At 67.2% G+C, this 19,851-nt stretch carries 15 protein-coding genes; 5 read left to right on the top strand and 10 right to left on the bottom strand.

Annotated features, from left to right (window positions below; translation table 11 throughout):
* Nucleotides 1-132: 132 nt before the first annotated feature.
* Nucleotides 133-681, bottom strand: coding sequence for a sugar O-acetyltransferase (locus VF716_RS12260; protein ID WP_011914504.1), 549 nt, complete (start codon nucleotides 679-681; stop codon nucleotides 133-135).
* Nucleotides 682-845: 164 nt separating this feature from the next.
* Between VF716_RS12260 and VF716_RS12255 the strand changes: the two genes are divergently transcribed.
* A complete protein-coding gene (locus VF716_RS12255) occupies nucleotides 846-1,469 on the top strand; it encodes a glutathione S-transferase family protein (RefSeq protein ID WP_017244394.1) in 624 nt (207 codons plus the stop codon).
* Between the two features lie 47 nt (nucleotides 1,470-1,516).
* Here the strand turns inward: VF716_RS12255 and VF716_RS12250 are convergent, their stop codons facing one another.
* From VF716_RS12250 to malE, 5 genes are all read right to left on the bottom strand, one after another.
* The gene (locus tag VF716_RS12250; RefSeq protein WP_095460750.1) at nucleotides 1,517-1,945 is read right to left on the bottom strand and encodes a hypothetical protein; all 429 of its coding nucleotides are present in this window, start codon (nucleotides 1,943-1,945) and stop codon (nucleotides 1,517-1,519) included.
* Between the two features lie 136 nt (nucleotides 1,946-2,081).
* Complete coding sequence (gene malT / locus VF716_RS12245) at nucleotides 2,082-4,829, bottom strand: HTH-type transcriptional regulator MalT (protein WP_095460751.1); 2,748 nt, start codon at nucleotides 4,827-4,829, stop codon at nucleotides 2,082-2,084.
* 93 nt (nucleotides 4,830-4,922) lie between these two features.
* Complete coding sequence (gene malG, locus VF716_RS12240) at nucleotides 4,923-5,813, bottom strand: maltose ABC transporter permease MalG (RefSeq protein WP_003283570.1); 891 nt, start codon at nucleotides 5,811-5,813, stop codon at nucleotides 4,923-4,925.
* Between the two features lie 10 nt (nucleotides 5,814-5,823).
* Nucleotides 5,824-7,389, bottom strand: coding sequence for a maltose ABC transporter permease MalF (malF, locus tag VF716_RS12235; protein WP_017244397.1), 1,566 nt, complete (start codon nucleotides 7,387-7,389; stop codon nucleotides 5,824-5,826).
* A gap of 67 nt (nucleotides 7,390-7,456) precedes the next feature.
* Nucleotides 7,457-8,644 carry a maltose/maltodextrin ABC transporter substrate-binding protein MalE gene (gene malE, locus VF716_RS12230; RefSeq protein WP_045633478.1) on the bottom strand — a complete coding sequence of 396 codons (1,188 nt, stop codon included), beginning with the start codon at nucleotides 8,642-8,644 and terminating at the stop codon, nucleotides 7,457-7,459.
* 250 nt (nucleotides 8,645-8,894) lie between these two features.
* On the opposite strand from malE, the gene VF716_RS12225 reads away from it, so the two are divergent.
* Nucleotides 8,895-10,967 carry an alpha-amylase gene (locus VF716_RS12225; RefSeq protein WP_095460752.1) on the top strand — a complete coding sequence of 691 codons (2,073 nt, stop codon included), beginning with the start codon at nucleotides 8,895-8,897 and terminating at the stop codon, nucleotides 10,965-10,967.
* Nucleotides 10,964-12,076 (top strand): hypothetical protein, encoded by a 1,113-nt coding sequence (locus tag VF716_RS12220; protein WP_095460753.1) that lies wholly within the window; start codon nucleotides 10,964-10,966, stop codon nucleotides 12,074-12,076. Before VF716_RS12225 ends, VF716_RS12220 begins: the two co-directional genes overlap by 4 nt.
* A gap of 174 nt (nucleotides 12,077-12,250) precedes the next feature.
* Here the strand turns inward: VF716_RS12220 and mta are convergent, their stop codons facing one another.
* Entirely contained in the window at nucleotides 12,251-13,912 is a 1,662-nt protein-coding gene (mta, locus tag VF716_RS12215; RefSeq protein ID WP_014597652.1) for a glucan 1,4-alpha-maltotetraohydrolase, read from the bottom strand.
* Between the two features lie 385 nt (nucleotides 13,913-14,297).
* Between mta and VF716_RS12210 the strand changes: the two genes are divergently transcribed.
* A complete protein-coding gene (locus VF716_RS12210; protein ID WP_013983953.1) occupies nucleotides 14,298-15,590 on the top strand; it encodes a maltoporin in 1,293 nt (430 codons plus the stop codon).
* Nucleotides 15,591-15,706: 116 nt separating this feature from the next.
* The gene (locus tag VF716_RS12205) at nucleotides 15,707-16,630 is read left to right on the top strand and encodes a MalM family protein (protein ID WP_386414727.1); all 924 of its coding nucleotides are present in this window, start codon (nucleotides 15,707-15,709) and stop codon (nucleotides 16,628-16,630) included.
* Nucleotides 16,631-16,742: 112 nt separating this feature from the next.
* Here the strand turns inward: VF716_RS12205 and sugE are convergent, their stop codons facing one another.
* The 3 genes from sugE to VF716_RS12190 form a co-directional block, all read right to left on the bottom strand.
* Nucleotides 16,743-17,063: a quaternary ammonium compound efflux SMR transporter SugE gene (sugE, locus tag VF716_RS12200; protein WP_013983955.1), complete on the bottom strand. Its 321-nt coding sequence runs from the start codon at nucleotides 17,061-17,063 to the stop codon at nucleotides 16,743-16,745.
* Between the two features lie 268 nt (nucleotides 17,064-17,331).
* Nucleotides 17,332-18,195, bottom strand: coding sequence for an aldo/keto reductase (locus tag VF716_RS12195; RefSeq protein ID WP_283270240.1), 864 nt, complete (start codon nucleotides 18,193-18,195; stop codon nucleotides 17,332-17,334).
* Between the two features lie 12 nt (nucleotides 18,196-18,207).
* Entirely contained in the window at nucleotides 18,208-19,836 is a 1,629-nt protein-coding gene (locus tag VF716_RS12190; RefSeq protein WP_045159631.1) for an NADP-dependent glyceraldehyde-3-phosphate dehydrogenase, read from the bottom strand.
* Nucleotides 19,837-19,851 lie beyond the last annotated feature (15 nt).

The raw sequence follows: 19,851 nt of genomic DNA, 5'->3' as shown, positions 1-19,851 counted from the left end.
TGAGCGTGAAGACGGGGCCACTCTAGGTGCGGCAAGCGGTCGCAACATCCTCCGGCGGCGGGCGGGCGCAGGCGTAACAGGCGGGCGTAGCTGGCCTGCCGAGCGAGGGCGTAGAGCGGCCCAGCGAGCCGGTCAGCGCACCCGCGCCGGGTTGCCGACCACGGTGGCGCCGGCCGGCACGTCGCGGGTGACCACGCTGCCGGCACCGATCACCGCATCGTCGCCCACCGTCACACCCGGGAGGATGATCGCCCCGCCACCGACCCAGACGTTGCGACCGATATGGATCGGCCGACCGAACTCCACGCCCGAACGACGCGCCTCGGGGTCACGCGGATGGTCGGCGGTGTAGAGCTGCACCGCCGGCCCGATCTGCGCGCCGGCGCCGATGTGCACCTCGACCACATCGAGAATCACACAGTTGAAATTGAGAAAGGCGCCTTCGCCCAGGTGGATGTTGTAGCCGTAGTCGCAGTGGAACGGCGGACGGATCACCGCGCCGGCACCGACCGAGGCCAGCCGCTCGGCCAGCAGCGCCCGGCGCTCGTCCGGCGAGGCTGCCAGCGCTGCGTTGTAGCGCACCATCCAGGCCTTGGCCGCGGCCTGGTCGGCGAGGATTTCCGGGTCGCCTGGGTGGTACAGCTCGCCCGCCAGCATCTTCTGTTTCTCACTCATCGCCATGGCAACGCCTCCTTCGCTGAAAGCCCGAGGGTGCCACAGCGCCCGCCGCGCCTTCCTCCTCCCTGACGGTCGCGAGCGGATGAGACGATCGACGGTCGCGCCTTCGCATTAACCGCCGGGCTCGACTAGGGTTGTTGCACCTCTCCCCGTCCGGAGCACTGCCCGTGAAACTGATCGGTCGCTACATGTCGCCATTCGTCCGCCGCGTCGGCGTCAGCCTGCATCTGCTGGATATACCGTTCACCAACGAGCCCCTCAGCGTTCTGACGGATAGTCTGAAGATTCGCGAATACTCGCCGCTGGGTCGAGTGCCCGCCTTGGTGCTGGACGATGGCCGGGTGCTGATCGACAGCAACGCCATCCTCGACCATTTCGATCAGCAGGCGGGCGCCGAGCGAGCGCTGCTGCCGCTGTCCGGCGCCGAGCGCAGCGAGGCGATGAACCTGCTGGCCTTCGCCGTCGGTGCCTGCGAGAAAACCGTGGCGGCGTACTACGAGCGCGATCGTCGGCCGGAAGGGCTGGTGTGGGACGATTGGTACCGCCATTGCGAAGACCAGGCGCGTGGCGCGCTGGCCTTGCTGGATGCACGCCAGGCCGAGCGCGCCGAGCGGCCCTTGCTGGGCGAACGCATGAGCCAGGTGGATATCAGCGCGGTGGTCGCCTATGACTTCGCCCGCCTTACCCTGCCCGACACGCTGGCGCCGGACGGCGCATTCCCCCACCTGGCCTCAGCGTCTCAGCGCGCCAACAGCCTGCCCGCCTTCGCTCAGACGCAGTGGAAGGGCTGAGCGGCGCACCGCAGGCCGCGCGCTAACAGTGCGCTGCCCCGGCGTACTCAGCGCGGCGCGCGAACCTGCGCCACCACCTCGTCCAGGGTCGGGTTGGCTTTGCCCATGCCATTGAAGAACACCGCCGGGATGCCACCGTTGAGCACCGCAACGGTACGCTGCAGCTGCGCCTGCTGTTCGGCGCTGGGGTTGGTCGTCTCGGTACTGAAATGACTGGAACGCTGCACCGCGATGCCCGTGCGGGTCAGCCCGGCCGCCAGCTCGTCGGCCCGCCGTGCGGCGTCGGAGGGGCAGTTGACCGGTGCGAAGACCATCACCACGCCCGAGCGCGCGCCACCGGGCATCGCCACCGGGACGAACCCCGAGGGGCTGCTTGCCGTGCCTGCCTGGAGCAGCGCCTCCTGCGGATGCCCGCTCCACAGCTTGTAGCCGAGACCCAGGACGGCGGCGATAAACAGGACGCGGGTCAGGCTCATGGGCGGCCCCCGGCGTGCAGTGCGGCGCCGGGCGCACGCCGGCCGGTTCGCTGAGCTGTCTTCATCATCCGCCACGTCCCTGTTGTGCTGTACGGACAGCGAGCATAGCCGCTCGCCCGGGCGGCGGCGAGCGGCCCTACTCGCCCTGAATCTTGCTCAACAGGTCGCGCGCCAGCTGCACCGCTTCGCTGCGGTGGGTGATGTTGAGCTTCTGGTAGAGGCTGCGGATGTGCGTTTTGATGGTGGTCGGCGCGACGTTGAGGTGATCGGCGATCTGCTCGTTGGACTGCCCGGCGTGGATCAGGCTCAGCACCTGCCATTCGCGCCGGGTCAGCGGCGAACGGCGGATCAGCTCGGGCACGTCGGGGCGGTTGATGATGTCCTGGATGACCGCCTCGTCCAGCGTGATGCGAATGGCGCGGCTGAAATCGCGCTGCTGCTGCGCCAGCTGGATCAAGCGCGCGGCGCGCTGGGCCTCGGCTTCATCGAGGGTGCGCTCGTGCAGCAGGCACTTGAGCATGCCGATGATCGGCTTGCCGACGCGCAGGAAGCTGCCGATCGCGCCACTGCCGCTGGCCAGCGTCATGGCCCGCTGCAGGTGGTCTAGTGCCTGCTGGCGCTCCTCGCGCAACCAGTGCAGCTGCGCCAGGAGGATGTGGTTGCGGTTGCGGTCCATGATCAGGCCGTGGCGCTCGGCATCGGTCAGCAGCTGGCGCAGGATCGGCAGGGCGCGCTCCAGCTGCCCCAGCGCCAGGTGGGCACGGGCGTGATTGCGTGCATTGAGCTGGGCGAAATGGTTGGCGCCGCCGCACACCGGCGGGGCACTGAGCAGCCACTGGCGGATCGCCTCGCGATCCTGGCTGGAGTCCCAGTAGGCGAGCATGATCGCGTGGGCATTGGCCAGCCAGTCGATGTGGTAACGGTCGTCGGCGAGCATCGTCTGCAACTGCGCGATGTAGTCGGCACAGGCGTGCTGCTGGCCGCGGGCGTAGGCGACGCCGGCCAGCAGCGCGTAGCTCTGCAGGCGCCAGCGTGGGTCGTCCAGTTCGTCGAGGATCTGGATACCCTGCAGCGCGCACTGCTCGGCAGCGTCCAGCTGGTGCCACTCCAACAGCACCTGGCCGCGCACCCGGTAGATGAACTCGACGATGGGCGTGGCCTGCAGGTTCTGCTGCTCGATGTACTGGATGGCGCGCTCCTGCAGGGTATAGGCCTTCTGCAGATGCCCCTGGGCGATGGCGATTTCCGACAGCTGGCCGAGACTCCAGACCACCAGGTGCGAGGCATTGATCTCCCGCGCGCGGCGCTCGGCTTCCTCGTACTGTTTCTGCGCCTGCGGCAGTTCGCCCTGGACGAAATGCGCCTCGGCCAGGCCCGACATCGCCGCTACCCGTGAGGTGCGCATGATCAGCGGCTCGCGGGTCAACGCCTCCCGCGCCAGGGCGATGGCGCGCTGCTCGTCGCCCTGGTTCATCGCCACCTGCGCGCGTACGGCATTGAACTCGCAGACGATACGCGCCCAGTCCTGCTCCGAGCAGCTGCGCTGCAGCGCCAGCTCGCCGGCCTTGAACCAGCGCTCGACATGATCGAACTGATAGGAGTTCTGCGACACCCAGGCCTGCAGCAGGGTGAGCAGCGGCGAGCCGGCGATCACCGGTTCCGGCAGGGTTTCCAGGCACTGTTGCAACAACCCGAGACGACCCTGGCGATAGAACGCCCGGCCGTGGCGCTGCAGGATCTCGTCGACCTGCTGCGGGTCGCCGGCCTGTACGGCATGGCGCGCAGCTTCCTCGGGCATGTTCTCGGCCAGCAGCGCGGAGGCTGCACGCAGGTGCAGCTGGTTGACCCGCTGCGGCTGGTGGGTGCGCAGCTCGCCCTGCAGGAACACGGCGAACAACGGGTGATAGCTGTACCAACGGCGCAGGCTGTCCAGCGGCTGGATGAACAGGCCGCCACGCTCGAGCCGTTCGAGCATCTCGCGGCCGTGACAGGCTTCGGTCAGGCGATCGGCCAGGGCGGCGTCGAAGCGGTCGAGCAGGCAGGTCGCCTCGAGAAAACCGCGCAGGTCCTCGGGCAGCCCCTCGATCACCTGTTCGCGCATGTAGTCGCGGATGTCCGGGTGGCCGAGCTGCAGGTTCTCCAGGAACAGGTCCATGCCACGGCTGGTCTGCACTTCCTGCAAGGCCAGCTGCAGCGCGCAGGGCCAGCCACCGATGCGGCGGTTGAGACGCTCGACCTGCTCGCGATTGATGCTCACCGGCACGCCCAGCTCCAGCAGCGCCTGCACTTCATCATCCTCGAAGGCCAGCTGGCGCGCGTCGAGCAGCAGCAGCTGATGCTTGACCCGCAGCTCGGCCACGCCCAGTTCGGGCAGGCGTCGGCTGCACACCAGCAGGGTCATCCAGCTCGGCATATGCCGCAGGAAGAAGCGCAGGCCGGCGATCAACTCGGCGTCGTGCAGCACCTCGAACTCGTCGAGCACGATCAGGATCGCCTCGTGCTCGCCCGGCAGTTCGGCCAGCAACTGGGTGAACAACGCATCTAGCGATACCCGGCCCTGCTCGGCCAGCGCCACTGCCAGCGGACAGCCGGCGTCCAGCTGGCGGTCCAGCGCCTGGGTCAGGTAGCGACCGAACTGCAGCCCCAGGTTGTCGCTGGCATGCAGCTGGAACCAGGCGATACGCCCATCGAAGGCCCGCGCCCACTGCGCCGCCAGGGTGGTCTTGCCGAAACCGCTGGCGGCATGCAGCACCGCCAGGCGCACCTGCGGCAGGCGCTGCTGCCACTCGTCCAGGCGCGGCCGTTCGAGCAGGCCCGGCGGCAACATGGGAATCGCCAGCTTGGTGGGGATCAATGGCAGCAGTGGTGGCATCGCGGCATTCATGGACGGTTCCCTGTTCTTGTTCTTGTCGTGGTCTGGCGCACCGGTTCGCACCGCTCCCGCTCCCCGGTTCCGCGCCTCGTTCAACTCAGCTGGTCAGCCCTTCACCCCGCCGGCGGTCAGGCCACCGACGATCCACTTCTGGCAGTAGAGGAACACGGCGGTGATGGGCAGACCGGAGAGTACCGCGGCGGCGGCGAAGTCGCCCCACAGGTAGTTCTGCGGGTAGAGGTACTGCTGCGCGCCGACCGAGAGGGTGAGCTTGTCCACGTCCATCAGCAGCACCGAGGCGATGGGGTATTCGGTGACGCTGGTGATGAAGGCGAGGATGAACACCACCGCCAGGATCGGCACGCTCATCGGCAGCAGGATATGGAAGAACGCCTGCCAGGTGGTCGCCCCATCGACGATGGCAGCCTCCTCCAGCGAGGCGTCGATGCTCTCGAAGTAGCCCTTGATGGTCCAGATGTGCAGCGCCATGCCGCCCAGCGAGGCGACGATCACCGCGCCGTGGCTGTTCACCCCGAGCCAGCTGACGTGCTGGCCGAGCTGGTCGAACAGGGCGTAGATCGCCACCAGCGAGAGCACCGGCGGGAACATCTGGAAGATCAGCATGCCTTTGAGGATCGGCGCCTTGCCGCCGAAGCGCATGCGCGCGAAGGCGTAGGCGCTGGTGGTCGACAGGAGCAGGATCAGCGCCGAACTGACCAGGGCGATCTTCACCGAGTTCCACAGCCACAACAGCACCGGGAACGGCGGGTTCGTCACGCTGCCGTCCTCATGGGTGTAAGGAATGCCGAGGGCCAGCGACCAGTGCTCCAGCGTCGGGTTCTCGGGAAACAGGCTGCCGGTAGCGAAGTTGCCCTCGCGAAAGGAGATCGACACCACCATCAGCAGCGGGAAGAGGATTGCCGCGACGAAGGCCAGCAGCGCCGCGTGGGTCGCCCAGAGCCGGTAACGCGCGGATTTCGGTTGCACCATGGCCATGACCGTCTCCTTATACCTTCACTTTCGAGAGTTTGAGATTCAGCAGCGCCATAGCACCGACGAGGATAAAGATCATCGTGGCGATGGCCGCGGCCAGGGCGAAATCCTGCCCGGAATCCTGGAAGGCGATGCGGTAGGTGTAGCTGACCAGCAGGTCCGTGGTGCCGGCCGGCGTGGTCGCGCCGATGATGTCCGGGCCGCCACGGGTCAGCAGGGTGATCAGCACGAAGTTGTTGAAGTTGAAGGCGAAGCAGGCGATCAACAGCGGCATCAGCGGCTTGATCAGCTGCGGCAGGGTAATGCGCAGCAGGTTGTCCAGCGGACTGGCGCCATCGATGGCCGAGGCCTCGTACTGATCCCGCGGGATGGCCTGCAGCAAGCCCATGCATAGCAGCAGCATGTAGGGGTAGCCGAGCCAGGTGTTGACGATGAGGATCATCGTGCGTGCCAGGGTCGGGTCGCTGAACCAGTCCGGACGGATGCCGAACAACCCCTCGAGCAGCAGGTTGATCTCGCCGAAGTTCTGGTTGAACAGCCCGCGGAACACCAGGATGGAAATGAACCCCGGGACCGCATACGGCAGGATCAGCATCAGCCGGTAGAAGGCCTTGCCGCGCACCAGTTCCCATTGCAGCAGGCTGGCCAGCACCAGCCCCACGGCGAGGGTGAAGACCACGGTGAGCCCGGCGAAGGCGAAGGTCCAGGCGAAGATCTGCACGAAGGGTTCACGGATGCTCGGCTCGCTCAGCACCCGGGTGAAGTTGGCGAAGCCGGCGAACACGGTGAAGCCCGGCGGCACCGCCTTGCCCGTCTCGTCTACATAGAAGCCGCGCTCCATGTCGGCGGTCAGGCGTGCACCGCTGCGGGTGTCGACCAGCACACCGGGGCCGTCCTGCCGGTAGACCGGTTCCACCGCGGCGACCTCACGCAGGCCGTACAAGCGCAGCAGGCTGCCGTCCGGTGCCTGTAGTACCCATTGCTCCAGCGCCTTGCGCCGCTGGATCACGTCGCGCACCGGCAGCGCCTCGCCCAGCCCCTCGACGCCCTCGGCCGGCTGCAGCGTCAGCGGCGCCTGCGGGTCCGGCTCGCCGGTCAGCGGCGGGCTGACGAACACTCCCAGTTCGCCCTTGTCGATGCGCAGACGCTCGCCATCAGGGCTTGGATGCAGGGTGAAACGGAAGCGCTCGCCGGCCAGGTAGGTCTGGCTCAGGTGGTAGCGCTCCACCTGGGCCTGGCTGAGCAGATTGCTGCCGCTGTAATTGGTGAAGCCGATGCCCACCGTGTACAGCAGCGGGAAGATGACGAACACCAGCATCCCGGCCACCGACGGGAAGATGTAGCGCTGCGCGTACATCCGCCGGTTGATGAACAGGTAGCTGGCGATCCCGGTCACCACCAGCCCGAGCAGGGCGAAGGCCATCTGCCCCTGCACGTAGAGCGCGACCACCAGGTACAGCGCAAAGGCGTTGAAGGTCAGCCACGCCAGCCAGCGCAGGCCGTTGGTCAGGGAGCGGGGCAGGCCCCGGGAGGTCGTACGGGTCATGGCTGGGCTGGGCAACTCGGCACGGGCATTCACGGGAGCGGAACCTTTGAGAACGGAGCATAGTCCGCCGGCGCGCCCGAGGCGGCGGCCGGCGACGGGTTCAACGGGTGATGCGCTTGGCGGCATCGTCCAGGGCGGCGTCAACGTCCTGTCGCCCGGAGGTGATGTTGGTCAGCGCGGCGGCCATGGATGACCAGAACGCGCCCATCTCCGGCACGTTGGGCATCGGCTCGCCCATCTGCGCGTTCTCGAAGGTCGCCTTGATGTGCGGATTGCTGGACAGCTCTTCCATGTAGGCGGTGTTGGCCACCGCACCCAGCGGCACGTCGGCGTTCACAGTCTTCAGGCCGTCGACCTCGAGCAGGTAGTTCTCGAGAAACTCCACGGCCAGGTCCTTGTTCGGGCTGGCGGCGTTGAGCAACGCGGCGGCGACGCCGACGAAAGGCTTGCCCGCCTCGCCATCGATGGCGGGGATCGGCGCGACCCCGAAATCGATGCCGCTCTTCTCGATGTTCGACCAGGCCCATGGGCCGCTGATCATCATCGCCGAGTCACCCTTGTTGAAGGCTGCCTCGGCCACGCTGTAATCGGCACCCTTGGGCATCACGCCCTTGTCGATCAAGTCGCGCAGCACCTGTGCACCGGCCTTGGCGCCGGCGTTGTTGACCCCGGTGGATTTGACGTTGTAGCCGCCGTCGGTCTGCTCGAACACATAGCCGCCCTTGGCCGACAGCAGCGGCCAGGTGAAGTAGGTGTTGTTGTAGTCCCAGAGGATGGCGCGCTTGCCCTGGGCGGCGAGCTTCTCGTTCAGCGCCAGGACGTCGTCGAAGCTCTTGGGCGGAGTATCGACCAGGGCCTTGTTGTAGATCAGGCCGATGGTTTCCACCGAGATCGGGTAGCCCCACAGTTTGTTGTCGTAGGTCACCGCCTGCCAGGAGAAGTCGGCGATACCGGACTTGGTCTCGGCGCTGGGGGTGACGGGGGTGAGCAGGCCGCTCTTGGCCCACTCGCCGATGCGGTCGTGAGCCCAGATGAAGATGTCCGGGCCGTTGCCGGTGGCCGCCGCCTGCTGGAACTTGTCGGTGGCGCTGTCCGGGTGGGCCACCTCGACCGGGATGCCGGTCTCGGCAGTGAACCGCTTACCGACCTCGGCCAGGCCCTTGTAACCCTTGTCGCCGTTGATCCAGACGACCAGCTTGCCTTCCTCGATCGCTGCCAGGGCCGGCAGCGGCAGGCTGAAGGTGGCCGCCAGGCCAATGGTGGCGAGACACCAGAATTTAGTGTTCATGCTTCGCGTTCCTCGTGGCTTCTTGTTTTTTGTTCCACCCGCTGCCGGCCTTTGGCTCTGGCAGTCGTTCCATCCTCGGCACCTGACGCGCCATCTGCATCCTCCCCTTCGGGGGCACCGAGGGCGTAGAAGCGGGGCGTAGATCGTTCGGCTCAGCTGCGCGAAATACGCCAGGTGATTCAGGCTTACGCCTATACCTGGCCGGCAACGCGCGGTCAAATGTGGCGAAAAAGCACAATGGAGCTTCTCGATGCGTGCCAACCGCCTGCCTGCCCTGCTGCCGCTGCTCTGCTTCTCCCTGCCGCTCTCCGCCCTGGCTGACCCCGAACTGGCCGCCCGACTGGACGACCAGCCGCTGGCGCTGAGCTGGAATGCGCTGGCCAGCGACCGTTACGACATCGAGCTCAGTCTCGCGCCCGGCCAGTTGCAGTTGCGTATGCCTCAGGCCGGCGACGAGGCCGTGCCGCTCGCGCCCTTTCGCCGCCAGCCGCTTGGCAGAGACAGCGCCTACCGCTACGAAGTGCCCGAGGCCGGTCGCTATCGGCTGATCGTCGAGACCGGCGCCGCGCCAGCCGTGCGTCTGCTGCCGATCAAACCCGCCGCTCCGGTGACAGCCGCCGCGACCTGCAAGCCCTGGGATGGCGGCGAGGTGGAGCTGGCGGTCAGCGAGGTCTTCGGCGAAGGCGAGACCCTGCGTGACGCCTTGTCCGGCGCCACCGCGGTGGTCCGCGACGGCCGGGTCAGGCTGCAACCCGCCGCCGGCAGTGACGGTCTGCTGCTGCTCGAACGCGCCGAATCGCCCGAGCAGCCGATCACACGCGACTGGCGCAACGCGATCGTCTACTTCGTGCTCACCGACCGCTTCGCCAACGGTGATCCAGGCAACGACCGCAGCTATGGCCGCGAGCCGGATGGCAAGGATGAGATCGGCACCTTCCACGGTGGCGACCTCAAGGGGCTGACCAAGCGCCTCGACCATATCGCCAGCCTGGGCGTCGATGCGCTATGGATCAGCGCGCCCTACGAGCAGATCCACGGCTGGGTCGGCGGCGGCGATCGCGGCGACTTCCGCCACTACGGTTACCACGGCTACTACGCGCTGGACTTCACCCAGCTTGACGCCAACATGGGCAGCGAGAACGACCTGCGTGCCCTCATCAGCGAGGCCCATGCCCGCGGCATCCGCGTGCTGTTCGACGTGGTGCTCAACCATCCGGGCTATTCCACCCTGCAGGACATGCAGCAGCTCGGCTTCGGCGCCCTGCGCGACGGCATGGCCGAGTATCTGCCCGAGCAGTGGAGCGCCTGGCAGCCGGAAGCTCACGAGAATCTGCACGCCTACCACAACCTGGTGGATTACGAGCACCCGAGCTGGGCCGCCTGGTGGGGCCGCGAATGGGTCCGTGCCGGCATCGCCGACTACGACACGCCGCCCAGCAGCACCGTCGATCCACTCAAGGGCTCGCTGGCCTTTCTGCCGGATTTCCGTACCGAGTCCGAGGCGGTCGTCGCGCTGCCGGAGTTTCTCGCGCACAAGGCGCAAACCCGTGCCGAGCCACGCGAAGGCTACCGGGTGCGCGACTACCTGATCGAATGGCTGACCGGCTGGGTCCGCGAGTTCGGCGTCGACGGCTTTCGTGCCGACACCGTCAAGCACGTCGAGCCGTCGACCTGGGCCGAGCTGCGCGTGGCGGCCGAGCGCGCCCGCGCCGACTGGGCCCGCGCCAACCCGGACGACCCCATGGCCGGCGAGCCGTTCTGGATGGTCGGCGAAGTGTTCGGCCACGGCCCAGAGGCCAGCGACTATCTCGACCAGGGTTTCGATGCGCTGATCAACTTCGCCTTCCAGGATCAGGCGCTGGCCGCCAGCGACTGCCTGGCCGCCGCCGAGCCCAGTTACGCCGACTACGCCAGGCGCCTGGCCGAGACGCCCGGGCACAACCTGCTGAGCTACGCCTCGTCCCATGACACGGCGCTGTTCATCCAGCTGGCGAAGGGCGACCTGGCGAACCAGCGCGGTCTCGCCGCCGCCCTGCTATTGGCGCCCGGCGCGGTGCAGATCTACTACGGCGACGAAAGCGCCCGCAGCTTCGGCCCCAGCGGTTCGGACCCGTACCAGGGCACGCGCAGTTCGATGAACTGGGCCGAGCACCAGCGACCCGAGATCGCTGGATTGATCGAGCACTGGCAGCGGATTGGTCAGTTCCGTACGCGCCATCCAGCCATCGGCGCGGGTGAACACAAACTGCTTTCGCCCGGCCAGCCCTATGCCTTCGCCCGCGAGCTGGGCGAGGACAAGGTCATCGTGGTGCAGGCCCGATGAGTACTGCATCCCTGACCGCAGCGGCACGGCGCCAGGCCCAGTTGGCCTTTCTCGCCAGCGGCACCGAGTTTCGCCTGGGCCGCGCGGAGGATTGCCCGCTGCCATCGGAACAACTGGCGGCGGTGCGTGGCGACGAGCCCTGGGTACACGCCTGCCTCGACGACGGCCTGACCGCTCGGGTCTACCGCGTGCAGCTGGCCGGGCGCGACTGGGCGCTGAAGGTCGCCCGGCGTCCCTGTCGTGTGCAGAACCCGGACGGCCAGGCGAGTTTCCTCAACGAGCTGCAGCGCCGCCGCGACCTGGCCCGGCTGATGCGCACACCGGAGCAGGCCGAACGCCTGGCCGGCATCGTGCCGACGCAGTACGCCTCGCTGCAGCAGGGCATCCTGCTGTCGCCCTGGGTCGAAGGCCGGCGCATCGAGCGCTGGGACGAGCGACAGCTGGTCGAGCTGTTCGACCTGCTGATCGCGCTGGTGCTGGCCGGCCTGTTCGAATGGGATCTGGCGCCAGGCAATACCCTGGACGATGGCCGCATCCGCCTGTTCGATTTCGGCTACCTCTACCCCTTCGACCCGCTGCGTCAGTACAACAGCGACGGCCTCGCCTCGCCGGGGTTTCATCCGGCCGAACGCTTCGAGACACGCCAGCTGTTCGCCTGCCTCCTGCAGCTGGAACAGCAAAGCGAGGCCTGGGCCCTGGCCGATTTCGAGCAGGAGAAACGCATCGCGCTGGATGCCTACCAGCGCCTGCATCGAGAGCTGACCGCCCGCGGCGCAAGCGAGACGGTATCGGGCTGGCTGAGCGACCTGATGCGTGGCTGGCGCAACGCACTGGCCGGCGATCCGGGCGGGCTATACCTGCAGGAGGCCTGGCGCTCGCACTGGCTGGACGTGAAGGACGACCTCAGCGGGCAGAGCTGCACGCCACTGACCCTGCAGCGCCTGGCCTGGCTCCGGGAAAAAGCCACTACCCTGCATGCCGACCTGCTCGCCAGCGGCGCACTGGCCAACGCGCGCAACCCTGGCCGCGATGCCTTGCTCGATGAGTTACGCCAGGCCGAAGCCCAGGCGATTCGCTGGCAGCTGGGCGATACGCAGAATGCCGGATAGCCGTGAGTGACGCGCCGCGGACCGATCGGTAGCTGACTGACCGCAGTGCTGCGTTGGTGGGCTGATGCGCACCGAGCCCGGAGCGGCGCGGCTGCGCACATAGATCGGGACCGAGACCGGTCAACAAAAAGCCCGCCTCACATCGGCGAGGCGGGCCGTCGCTACCGCTTGCGGCTAGAACCGCCCCGCCGTGGTGGCACCTTCGGTGGGCTTCACGCTGTTGTTGGCCCCGCCCTGCCATTGCCGCACCAGCGTTGCATTGGCCTCGTTGCGGATCAGGCACTTCCATTCCACGTTCTGGCCGGCCGGCAGCGAGATGCGGCCCTTCCAGGTCGGGTAGCCGCTGGTGTCGGTCAGCCGCACCGCGGAGGCAGGGCTCCAGTTGCCGAGCTGGCTGACGTTCCCCACCGCGTAGACGCTGTCGCCGGGTTGCGTCACACCGTTGTCGCAGCGGAAGTTCACGCTGACCAGGGCACCGGGCTCACCGCCGCCATTGTCACCGCCACCACTGCCGGCGCCGGTCCGCCAGACCCGCACCTGGCCATTGCTGGTATTGACTGCTTCGCTGAAGCTGCCGCTGGCGACCTGGCCGGGATTGCTCAGGTTGGAATTGAGCGCCACCACCAGGGTCTGCTGACTGCCGGTGACGGTGGCGACGAGGCCGCTGTAGCCGCTGTGGAAGCTGATCGCCGAATCGGCACGCACGCCAGCGGCGCGACGCACCTGGATCAGCTGGCGGATGAAGTCGCGGTAGCCCCAATCGTACATGTGCGACCAGTACACCACCGGCGTGCCGGGGCTGGTCAGAATGTACGCGTAGGCCTGACGGATCAGCCCGTCCTGCAGCGGCCAGTGATGCTGCCCACCGTTCTGCCCGGGCGAGTAGCCGGTGTCGTGGTTGTCGACAAAGGTCACTGCCACCTCGCGCCAGCGCGGATCGGGGTTGCCGTTAAGGCCGTTCTTCCAGTCGGCGATCGAGCCGTTCTGCATGCGCTCCTTGAGGGCGAAGTCGAACACCGGGCACTTGGCCCGATCGGACCAGTCCTTGATGATCTGCTGCCAGCTTGCCGTGTTGCGCCAGTCCCAGCTCGGATATTCAGAAGGGCCTTTCCACAGCTCGCCGACGCAGAAGCTGTTGTCGGCACTGTCGGTCATCCAGCTGTTGACCCGCTCCGGGGCGAAGCCGCGGACGAAATCGAAGCGGAAGCCGCCGGCGCCGTACTGGCTGCGCAGGTTGGCGAACTCGTCGCGGAACATGCCATAGACCTGCGGATGGCCGGTATTGAGGTCGGCATCGCCGCCGACGAAACGATCGCCGTCGTCGCAGTCGTTGGGGTAGTTGCCCGGGTCGGCGCAGTCGTTGCGCCAGAAGCCCTGGCCAGCCGGCAGGTTGATTTCCTTGTTCGGGTAGCCGCGGTTCATGTGGTTGGGCACCACGTCGTAGAGCACCTTCACCCCGGCACCGCCGAGCGCACCGGCCGCCTGACGCAGCTGGGCATCGCTGCCGTAGCGGCCGTTCTTGTTGAAGTCGTGCCAGAAGTAGCCTTCGCCGCCGCCGGACTTGCCGCCTTCGCTCCAGCTGGAGAAGTCACGCCAGGGCACCGGCATCCAGATTGCCGAGAAGCCGTCGGCCGCGATCGTCGAGGCCTGTTGGCGGAGGATGTTGTACCAGTCGTTGGGCGCTTCGCGGACGACGTTCCAGTGGAAGCCCTGGAGGATGATTTCGTCGCCGCCGTGGTAGCGCACCCCGGCCGGGCTCTTGCCGGCCTGATCGGCCAGTGCGGGAAACGGCAGCAGGACCGCCGCCAATACGGCGGCACGCAGGATGTGGCTCATCGCAATACTCCGGTTCTTGTGCTTGTTCGGGTATCCGACGGCAAGGCCGCCGGACGAGGATGAACGCCGGCCGGGTCTTCGACCGGCACCGGCAGGCTGCCCCTGCACGCCCCGGCCACCAACCTCCCCCGCCCAGTTGCAGGCGGCGTAGTGGCCAGGCCGAAGGCCCCTGGCAATCATCTGCGCCCTGCCGGGCGTAGCCCCGCCCGGGGGATTACGCCGCACTCATCCTGATTACGCCCTCGAGCTGCGCCAGCGAAATCTCTGGGCGGGAGGATGCCGCCAGCGGAGCCATCCCCGAGGCTTTCGCCACCGAGCTGCGCCCTGCGACACGCAGCGAAGGCGTGATCGATTCGGCATTAACAAGAAAAACAAGGACCTCGTCATGAAGCACACCGCGCACCCCCTGTTCGTCCTCAAACCCGCCTGTCTGCTTGCTGCCCTGCTGGTCGGCGGCCCGGCCCTGGCGGTCGATTTCCACGGTTATCTGCGTTCGGGCGTCGGCGCCACGGCCGGCGGCGGCGACCAGGCCTGCTTCCAGGCTGCTGGCGCACCGGCGAAATATCGCCTGGGCAACGAATGCGAAACCTACGCCGAGATCGGCCTCGGCCAGGAGGTGTGGAGCGAAGGCAACCGCAGCTTCTACGTCGACAGCATGATCGCCTACCGCTCCGACCAGGGTAACGACTGGGAAGCCACCGGCACCGACACCAACGGCGGCGAGAACAACCCCTTCGACGAGGCCGGCACCACCTCCATCCGCCAGTTCAACGTGGTCGGCAAGAACCTCATCCCGAGCCTGCCGGGCGCGGCGATCTGGGCCGGCAAGCGCTACTACAAGCGCCACGACGTGCACATCAATGACTACTACTACTGGGATGTCTCCGGCCCCGGCGCCGGTATCGAAGACATCGACCTGGGCTTCGCCAAGGCCAGCGTCGCGTGGATTCGCAACACCGACGGCGACTGGGTCTACCAGGGCTCGGGCACCGGCACCAACCTGGCCAACGACACCCTCGACTTCCGCCTCGCCGAGATCGACGTCAACCCGGGCGGCAAGCTGGAGATCGGCTACGACTACGGCAAGGCCAACCTCACCGACGAGCAGGAACGCGACCCCGGCTACCAGGACCAGAAGGGTCATCTGGTCACCCTCGAGCACACCCAGAGCAACTGGTTCGGCGGCTACAACAAGCTCGCCCTGCAGTACGGCACCGACGGCATCATCGGTAGCAGCGGGCGCAACAGCACCGGCAACAGCGACGGCAAGATGTTCCGCCTGGTCAACCAGGGCGTGGTCGGCCTGACCGACAACATCGAGATGATGTACGTGCAGATCTACGAGGACCGCGACTTCGACAACGACTCCGGGCAAACCTGGGCCAGCTTCGGTGTGCGCCCGGTGTACAAGTGGAGCGACGTGATGAGCACCGCGCTGGAGTTCGGCTACGACCGGGTCGATCCGCAGGCCGACGGCGAGCGCACCCGCGACCTGAAGAAGCTCACCCTGGCCCAGCAGTGGTCGGCCGGCAACAGCTTCTGGGCGCGCCCGCAGATCCGCGTGTTCGCCACCTACGCCCAGTGGGACGGCGGCCGCTATCAGGCCGCCAGCGAATCGATCGATGCCGGTGACGATGACGGCATCACCTTCGGCATCCAGGCCGAGGCCTGGTGGTAACCCGCACTGGCTGAACGCCGTTGCGCGCAACGACAGGCTTTCCGCTCCCACCGTCCAGACGGTGCCTTTTGCCCCGACTCTGGCAGGTCGGGGCATTTTTTATCCGGAGAAGCACCATGCATCCTCTCTCTCTTTTCGCCGCCGGGCTGATCGCTCTGGCACTCGTCGGCTGCAGCAGCGAGCCGCTGCGCCGGGTCGACGCCCTGGCCGCCAGCCCGGCCCCGCTGCAAGGCTCGGTCGAACAGGCCCGTGCCGCGCTGGCGGCCGCGCCGTCCTGCTGCAACGGCCTCGACCAACTGCCGTACGAGCCCTTGGAGGCAGGCTTCAGCAGCAACGTCGTGATTGACAGCCAGGCACCGGCCTATGCCTTCGAGACTGGCAAGAGCTTCTTGCGCGCCTTCAAGCTGCCGGCCGGCGGCCCGTCGTTCGAGCTGCGCCTGTACAGCCAGGCCGGCAGCAGCGTGCTGGCACCCAATGCCATGCTGCTGGACAGCCGCATGCGCCCGACCCGCCTGCTGGATGCCGACGACTTCGTCTACGTTCCGCCAACCGGGCTCAAGGGCGACAGTCTGGACGCACGCCTGCGCATCGATCGCTCGCAGCCCGAGCATCCAGGCAACGAGCGCTACCTGATCCTCTACACCAGCGAGGCGCAGATGGCCGGGCAGACCGTCCTGCAACATCCGGCCAAGGCCTACGCCAAGGCGCTGGGCAACGAACCGCCGAGCATCCCCGATCCGGTGGCGCAGCACTCCCCGGTGGGCGTGATCAAGCTGGTGATGATCCCCGACAGTGCCGCCGGATCGAACGCCAAGGGCTACGTACCGGGCTACAGCATCGGCCAGGAGATGGGCAACGAACTGCCCACCGCGCCGGCACCGACGGTGCTGCCGGAAACCTCGGCCTACTATCGCCAGGCGATCGATGCGGCGCTGGCGCAGAAGGACCTGGAGCGCGCCCTGCGCCTGGCCGACGAGGCCGCGCGCGTCGGCGATACCCAGGCGAAGCAGCATCTGCTGCAGCGAATCGAGATTCGCTGACACGGTCGGCAGCAACGGGTGGATGGGCGAGCGAAGTGCTATCCACCCTGTGGCTCCCTTGGGCTGGGCTTCAGCTCCGCAGAGTGGAACCCTCAGGACGACAGACCCTGCCTCAGGCGGTCAATTTCAGCCCCACCAACCCCGCCAGCAGCAGCACCGCGCTCAGCAACCGCGCCGGCGAGGCGCTTTCGCCGAAGATGACGATGCCCAGCGCCACGGTGCCCAGCGCACCGATGCCGACCCATATCGCATAGGCGGTCCCCACCGGCAGAACCTGCATGGCACGGGCGAGGAGGAAGAAGCTGGCGGCCATGGCCACCAGAGTGAGCACGCTCGGCAGCGGGCGGGTGAAACCTTCGGAAGCCTTGAGGCCAATGGCCCAGCCCACTTCGAGCAGGCCGGCGATGATCAGCATGATCCAGGCCGAATGCATGACGATGACTCCAGCAACGGCAGGGCCGTCCCCGCATGATTCGACACGCCCCGGGTCGTCCCGCGGCGGATGCGACCCTAGCACAGTCGCGCACCGTTTTGGACCACTCACAGCGCCCGTTGATCAGCAGCGACTCTAAGCGGGGATATGCCGAACCATCGGAGATGCTCGCGGTGGATGGGTGAAGCGTCATCCACCCTACGAGTCCCGCGTAGGGTGGAAAACTGCAAAGCATTTTCCACCTCGGATAGCGGACAGATGTCCCTGCTCAGGCCACCTCATGCCCGCGGGCCGCTTCGCTCAGGTAGAACCAGGCGGGACGGTCCAGCTCCAGTTCGGCGCCCAGCAGCGCCTCCTCGATCCGCTCCCAGCGCAGGCTGCCGAGGATCGGCAACGGCCGGCCGGGCAGCTGCCGCAGCCAGGCCAGCGCCAGCTGATTGGCCGTGGCGCCCCGGTCGGCGGCGACTTCATCGAGTGCGCTACATAGCCGATCGCCGAAGCGTCCACCGCCCATGGGCGACCATGCCAGCACCTGCAGGCCGGCAGCCTGCAACGCATGCAGGCTGCCATCCCATACCCAGTGCTGGGCCTGCAGTGACAGCTCGATCTGGTTGCAGCGCAGCGGCACGCACTGCGCAAGTGCCTGGCAATGCAGGATGCCGGCGTTGGACAGCCCCACCCAGCCGACCTTGCCGCTGGCGACCAGTCCGTTCAGCGTCTCGGCCACCTCGTCGACCTGCAGCAGCGGGTCCGGGCGATGCAGCAGGAAACCATCGAGTCGTTCCACGCCCAGTCGCGCCAGGCTGTCGTCCACCGCCCGGCGCAGGTAGCCGGCACTGGAGTCGTAGTGCTTGACCCGCCAGCGCGAGCAGTCCTGCCCCGCCGGCACGATATCGGCCTTGCCGATGATCTGCAGGCGCTGGCGCAGTCCCGGTGCCTGGCGCAGGGCCGCACCGAAGTGCGCCTCGCATTGCCCGCCGGCATAGATGTCGGCATGGTCGAAGCCGTTCAGCCCGCGCTCGACACAGCGTTCGATAAAGCGCAACAACGCCTGGGGCTCGCCCAGCTCGGGGTATTCCAGCAGGCGCATCATGCCCAGCAACAGCGGCTGGGCGAGCACGGGTGCGGCCATCGTGGCGCTCCGTCAGAAGATATAGTCGGTGGTCAGGAAGCTCGACTGGCGGTCACGAATGATCCGGTCGACCAGCTCCTTGTTGGCCTCGTTGAAGCGCGTCGCCACCAGGGTACGGATGGAGAACACGCGCAGGGCGTCATGTACCGACAGCGTGCCTTCGGCGGAATTCTTGCGACCGTTGAACGGATAGCTGTCCGGTCCGCGCTGGCACTGGGCGTTGATGTTGATGCGCCCGACCTGGTTGACGAAGGCATCCACCAGCCGGCCTACCTGCGCCGGGTCGTTGCCGAAGATCGACAGCTGCTGGCCGTAGTCGGAGGCGGTGACGTAGTCGATCACCTCCTGCAGGTCGCGGTAGGGCACCACCGGCACCAGCGGGCCGAACTGCTCTTCGTGATAGACACGCATGGACGAATCCACCGGGCTCAGCACTGCCGGCTGGAAAAAGGTCTGGTGCGACTCGCCGCCGCCGGCGTTGATCACCCGCGCGCCCTTGGCCACGGCGTCTTCCAGCACCGCATGCAGGTAATCGGTCTTGCCCGGCTCCGGCAGCGGCGTCAGCGCCACGCCCGGCTCCCAGGGCATGCCCGCCTTGAGCGCGTTGACCCGCGCAGCGAAGCGTTCGAGGAAGCCATCGAGCACCGCCTCATGCACGAAGAGGATCTTCAGCGCGGTGCAGCGCTGGCCGTTGAACGACAGCGCTCCGGTCACCGCCTCCTCCACGGCATTGTCGAGATCGACCTGCGGCAGGACGATGCCCGGGTTCTTCGCATCCAGCCCCAGCGCGGCGCGCAGGCGGTGCGGACGCGGGTGCAGTTTCTTCAGGTCGGCCGCGCCCTTGTGCGTGCCGATAAAGGCGAACACGTCGACCTTGCCGCTGGCCATCAGCGCGCTGACCGTCTCGCGACCGCGGCCGTAGATGACGTTGATGACCCCCGCCGGGAAGCTGTCGCGGAAGGCTTCGAGCAGCGGGCGGATCAGCAGTACGCCGAACTTGGCCGGTTTGAACACCACGGTGTTGCCCATGATCAGCGCCGGGATCAGCGTGGTGAAGGTTTCGTTCAGCGGATAGTTGTACGGCCCCATGCACAGCGCCACGCCCATGGGCACGCGGCGGATCTGCCCGAGGGTGCCCTGCTCCAGCTCGAAGCGGCTGGAGCTGCGGTCCAGTTCCTTCAGGGCATGGATGGTGTCGACGATGTAGTCGCAGGTGCGGTCGAATTCCTTCTCCGAATCCTTGAGGTTCTTGCCGATCTCCCACATCAGCAATTTGACCACCGCCTCGCGCTGCTCGCGCATACGCGCCAGGAAGGCTTCGACATGGGCGATACGCTCGGCCACGCGCATGGTCGGCCAGGCTCCGCGGCCGTAGTCATAGGCGGCAACGGCGGCGTCCAGTGCACGCAGCGCGGCGTCGGCATCCAGCAGCGGCGTGCTGCCCAGCACCACCTGACGCTCGCTGCCATCGGCCTCGCGCAGAAACACCGGGCTGCGAACTTCCGCCAGCGGGCCGTCCCAGTGCATCAACTCGCCATCGACCAGATAGTCACGCTGCTCGACCGGAGCATCCGGCTGATAGGCAGCGGGAATCTCATCGAGACGGGGAAACAGGTCGGCAAGCGGGCGCGCAGTAGTCATGGAACCTCCAGGTAG

Source organism: Stutzerimonas sp. Brlt_14 (assembly GCF_051948915.1).
In the GTDB taxonomy this organism is placed as follows: Bacteria; Pseudomonadota; Gammaproteobacteria; order Pseudomonadales; family Pseudomonadaceae; genus Stutzerimonas; species Stutzerimonas stutzeri.
Note: the sequence above shows the minus strand (reverse complement) of the source record. Positions and strands in the feature narration are given on the sequence as shown.

Bases quoted from the DNA above. Each gene is read 5' to 3' on its own strand.
- VF716_RS12220 (WP_095460753.1), top strand. From the start codon at position 10,964: ATGAGTACTGCATCCCTGACCGCAGCGGCACGGCGCCAGGCCCAGTTG.
- sugE (WP_013983955.1), bottom strand. From the start codon at position 17,063: ATGCATTCGGCCTGGATCATGCTGATCATCGCCGGCCTGCTCGAAGTG.
- VF716_RS12250 (WP_095460750.1), bottom strand. From the start codon at position 1,945: ATGAGCCTGACCCGCGTCCTGTTTATCGCCGCCGTCCTGGGTCTCGGC.
- VF716_RS12195 (WP_283270240.1), bottom strand. From the start codon at position 18,195: ATGGCCGCACCCGTGCTCGCCCAGCCGCTGTTGCTGGGCATGATGCGC.
- malT (WP_095460751.1), bottom strand. From the start codon at position 4,829: ATGAATGCCGCGATGCCACCACTGCTGCCATTGATCCCCACCAAGCTG.
- VF716_RS12225 (WP_095460752.1), top strand. From the start codon at position 8,895: ATGCGTGCCAACCGCCTGCCTGCCCTGCTGCCGCTGCTCTGCTTCTCC.
- mta (WP_014597652.1), bottom strand. From the start codon at position 13,912: ATGAGCCACATCCTGCGTGCCGCCGTATTGGCGGCGGTCCTGCTGCCG.
- malE (WP_045633478.1), bottom strand. From the start codon at position 8,644: ATGAACACTAAATTCTGGTGTCTCGCCACCATTGGCCTGGCGGCCACC.
- VF716_RS12210 (WP_013983953.1), top strand. From the start codon at position 14,298: ATGAAGCACACCGCGCACCCCCTGTTCGTCCTCAAACCCGCCTGTCTG.
- VF716_RS12260 (WP_011914504.1), bottom strand. From the start codon at position 681: ATGGCGATGAGTGAGAAACAGAAGATGCTGGCGGGCGAGCTGTACCAC.
- malG (WP_003283570.1), bottom strand. From the start codon at position 5,813: ATGGCCATGGTGCAACCGAAATCCGCGCGTTACCGGCTCTGGGCGACC.
- VF716_RS12190 (WP_045159631.1), bottom strand. From the start codon at position 19,836: ATGACTACTGCGCGCCCGCTTGCCGACCTGTTTCCCCGTCTCGATGAG.
- VF716_RS12205 (WP_386414727.1), top strand. From the start codon at position 15,707: ATGCATCCTCTCTCTCTTTTCGCCGCCGGGCTGATCGCTCTGGCACTC.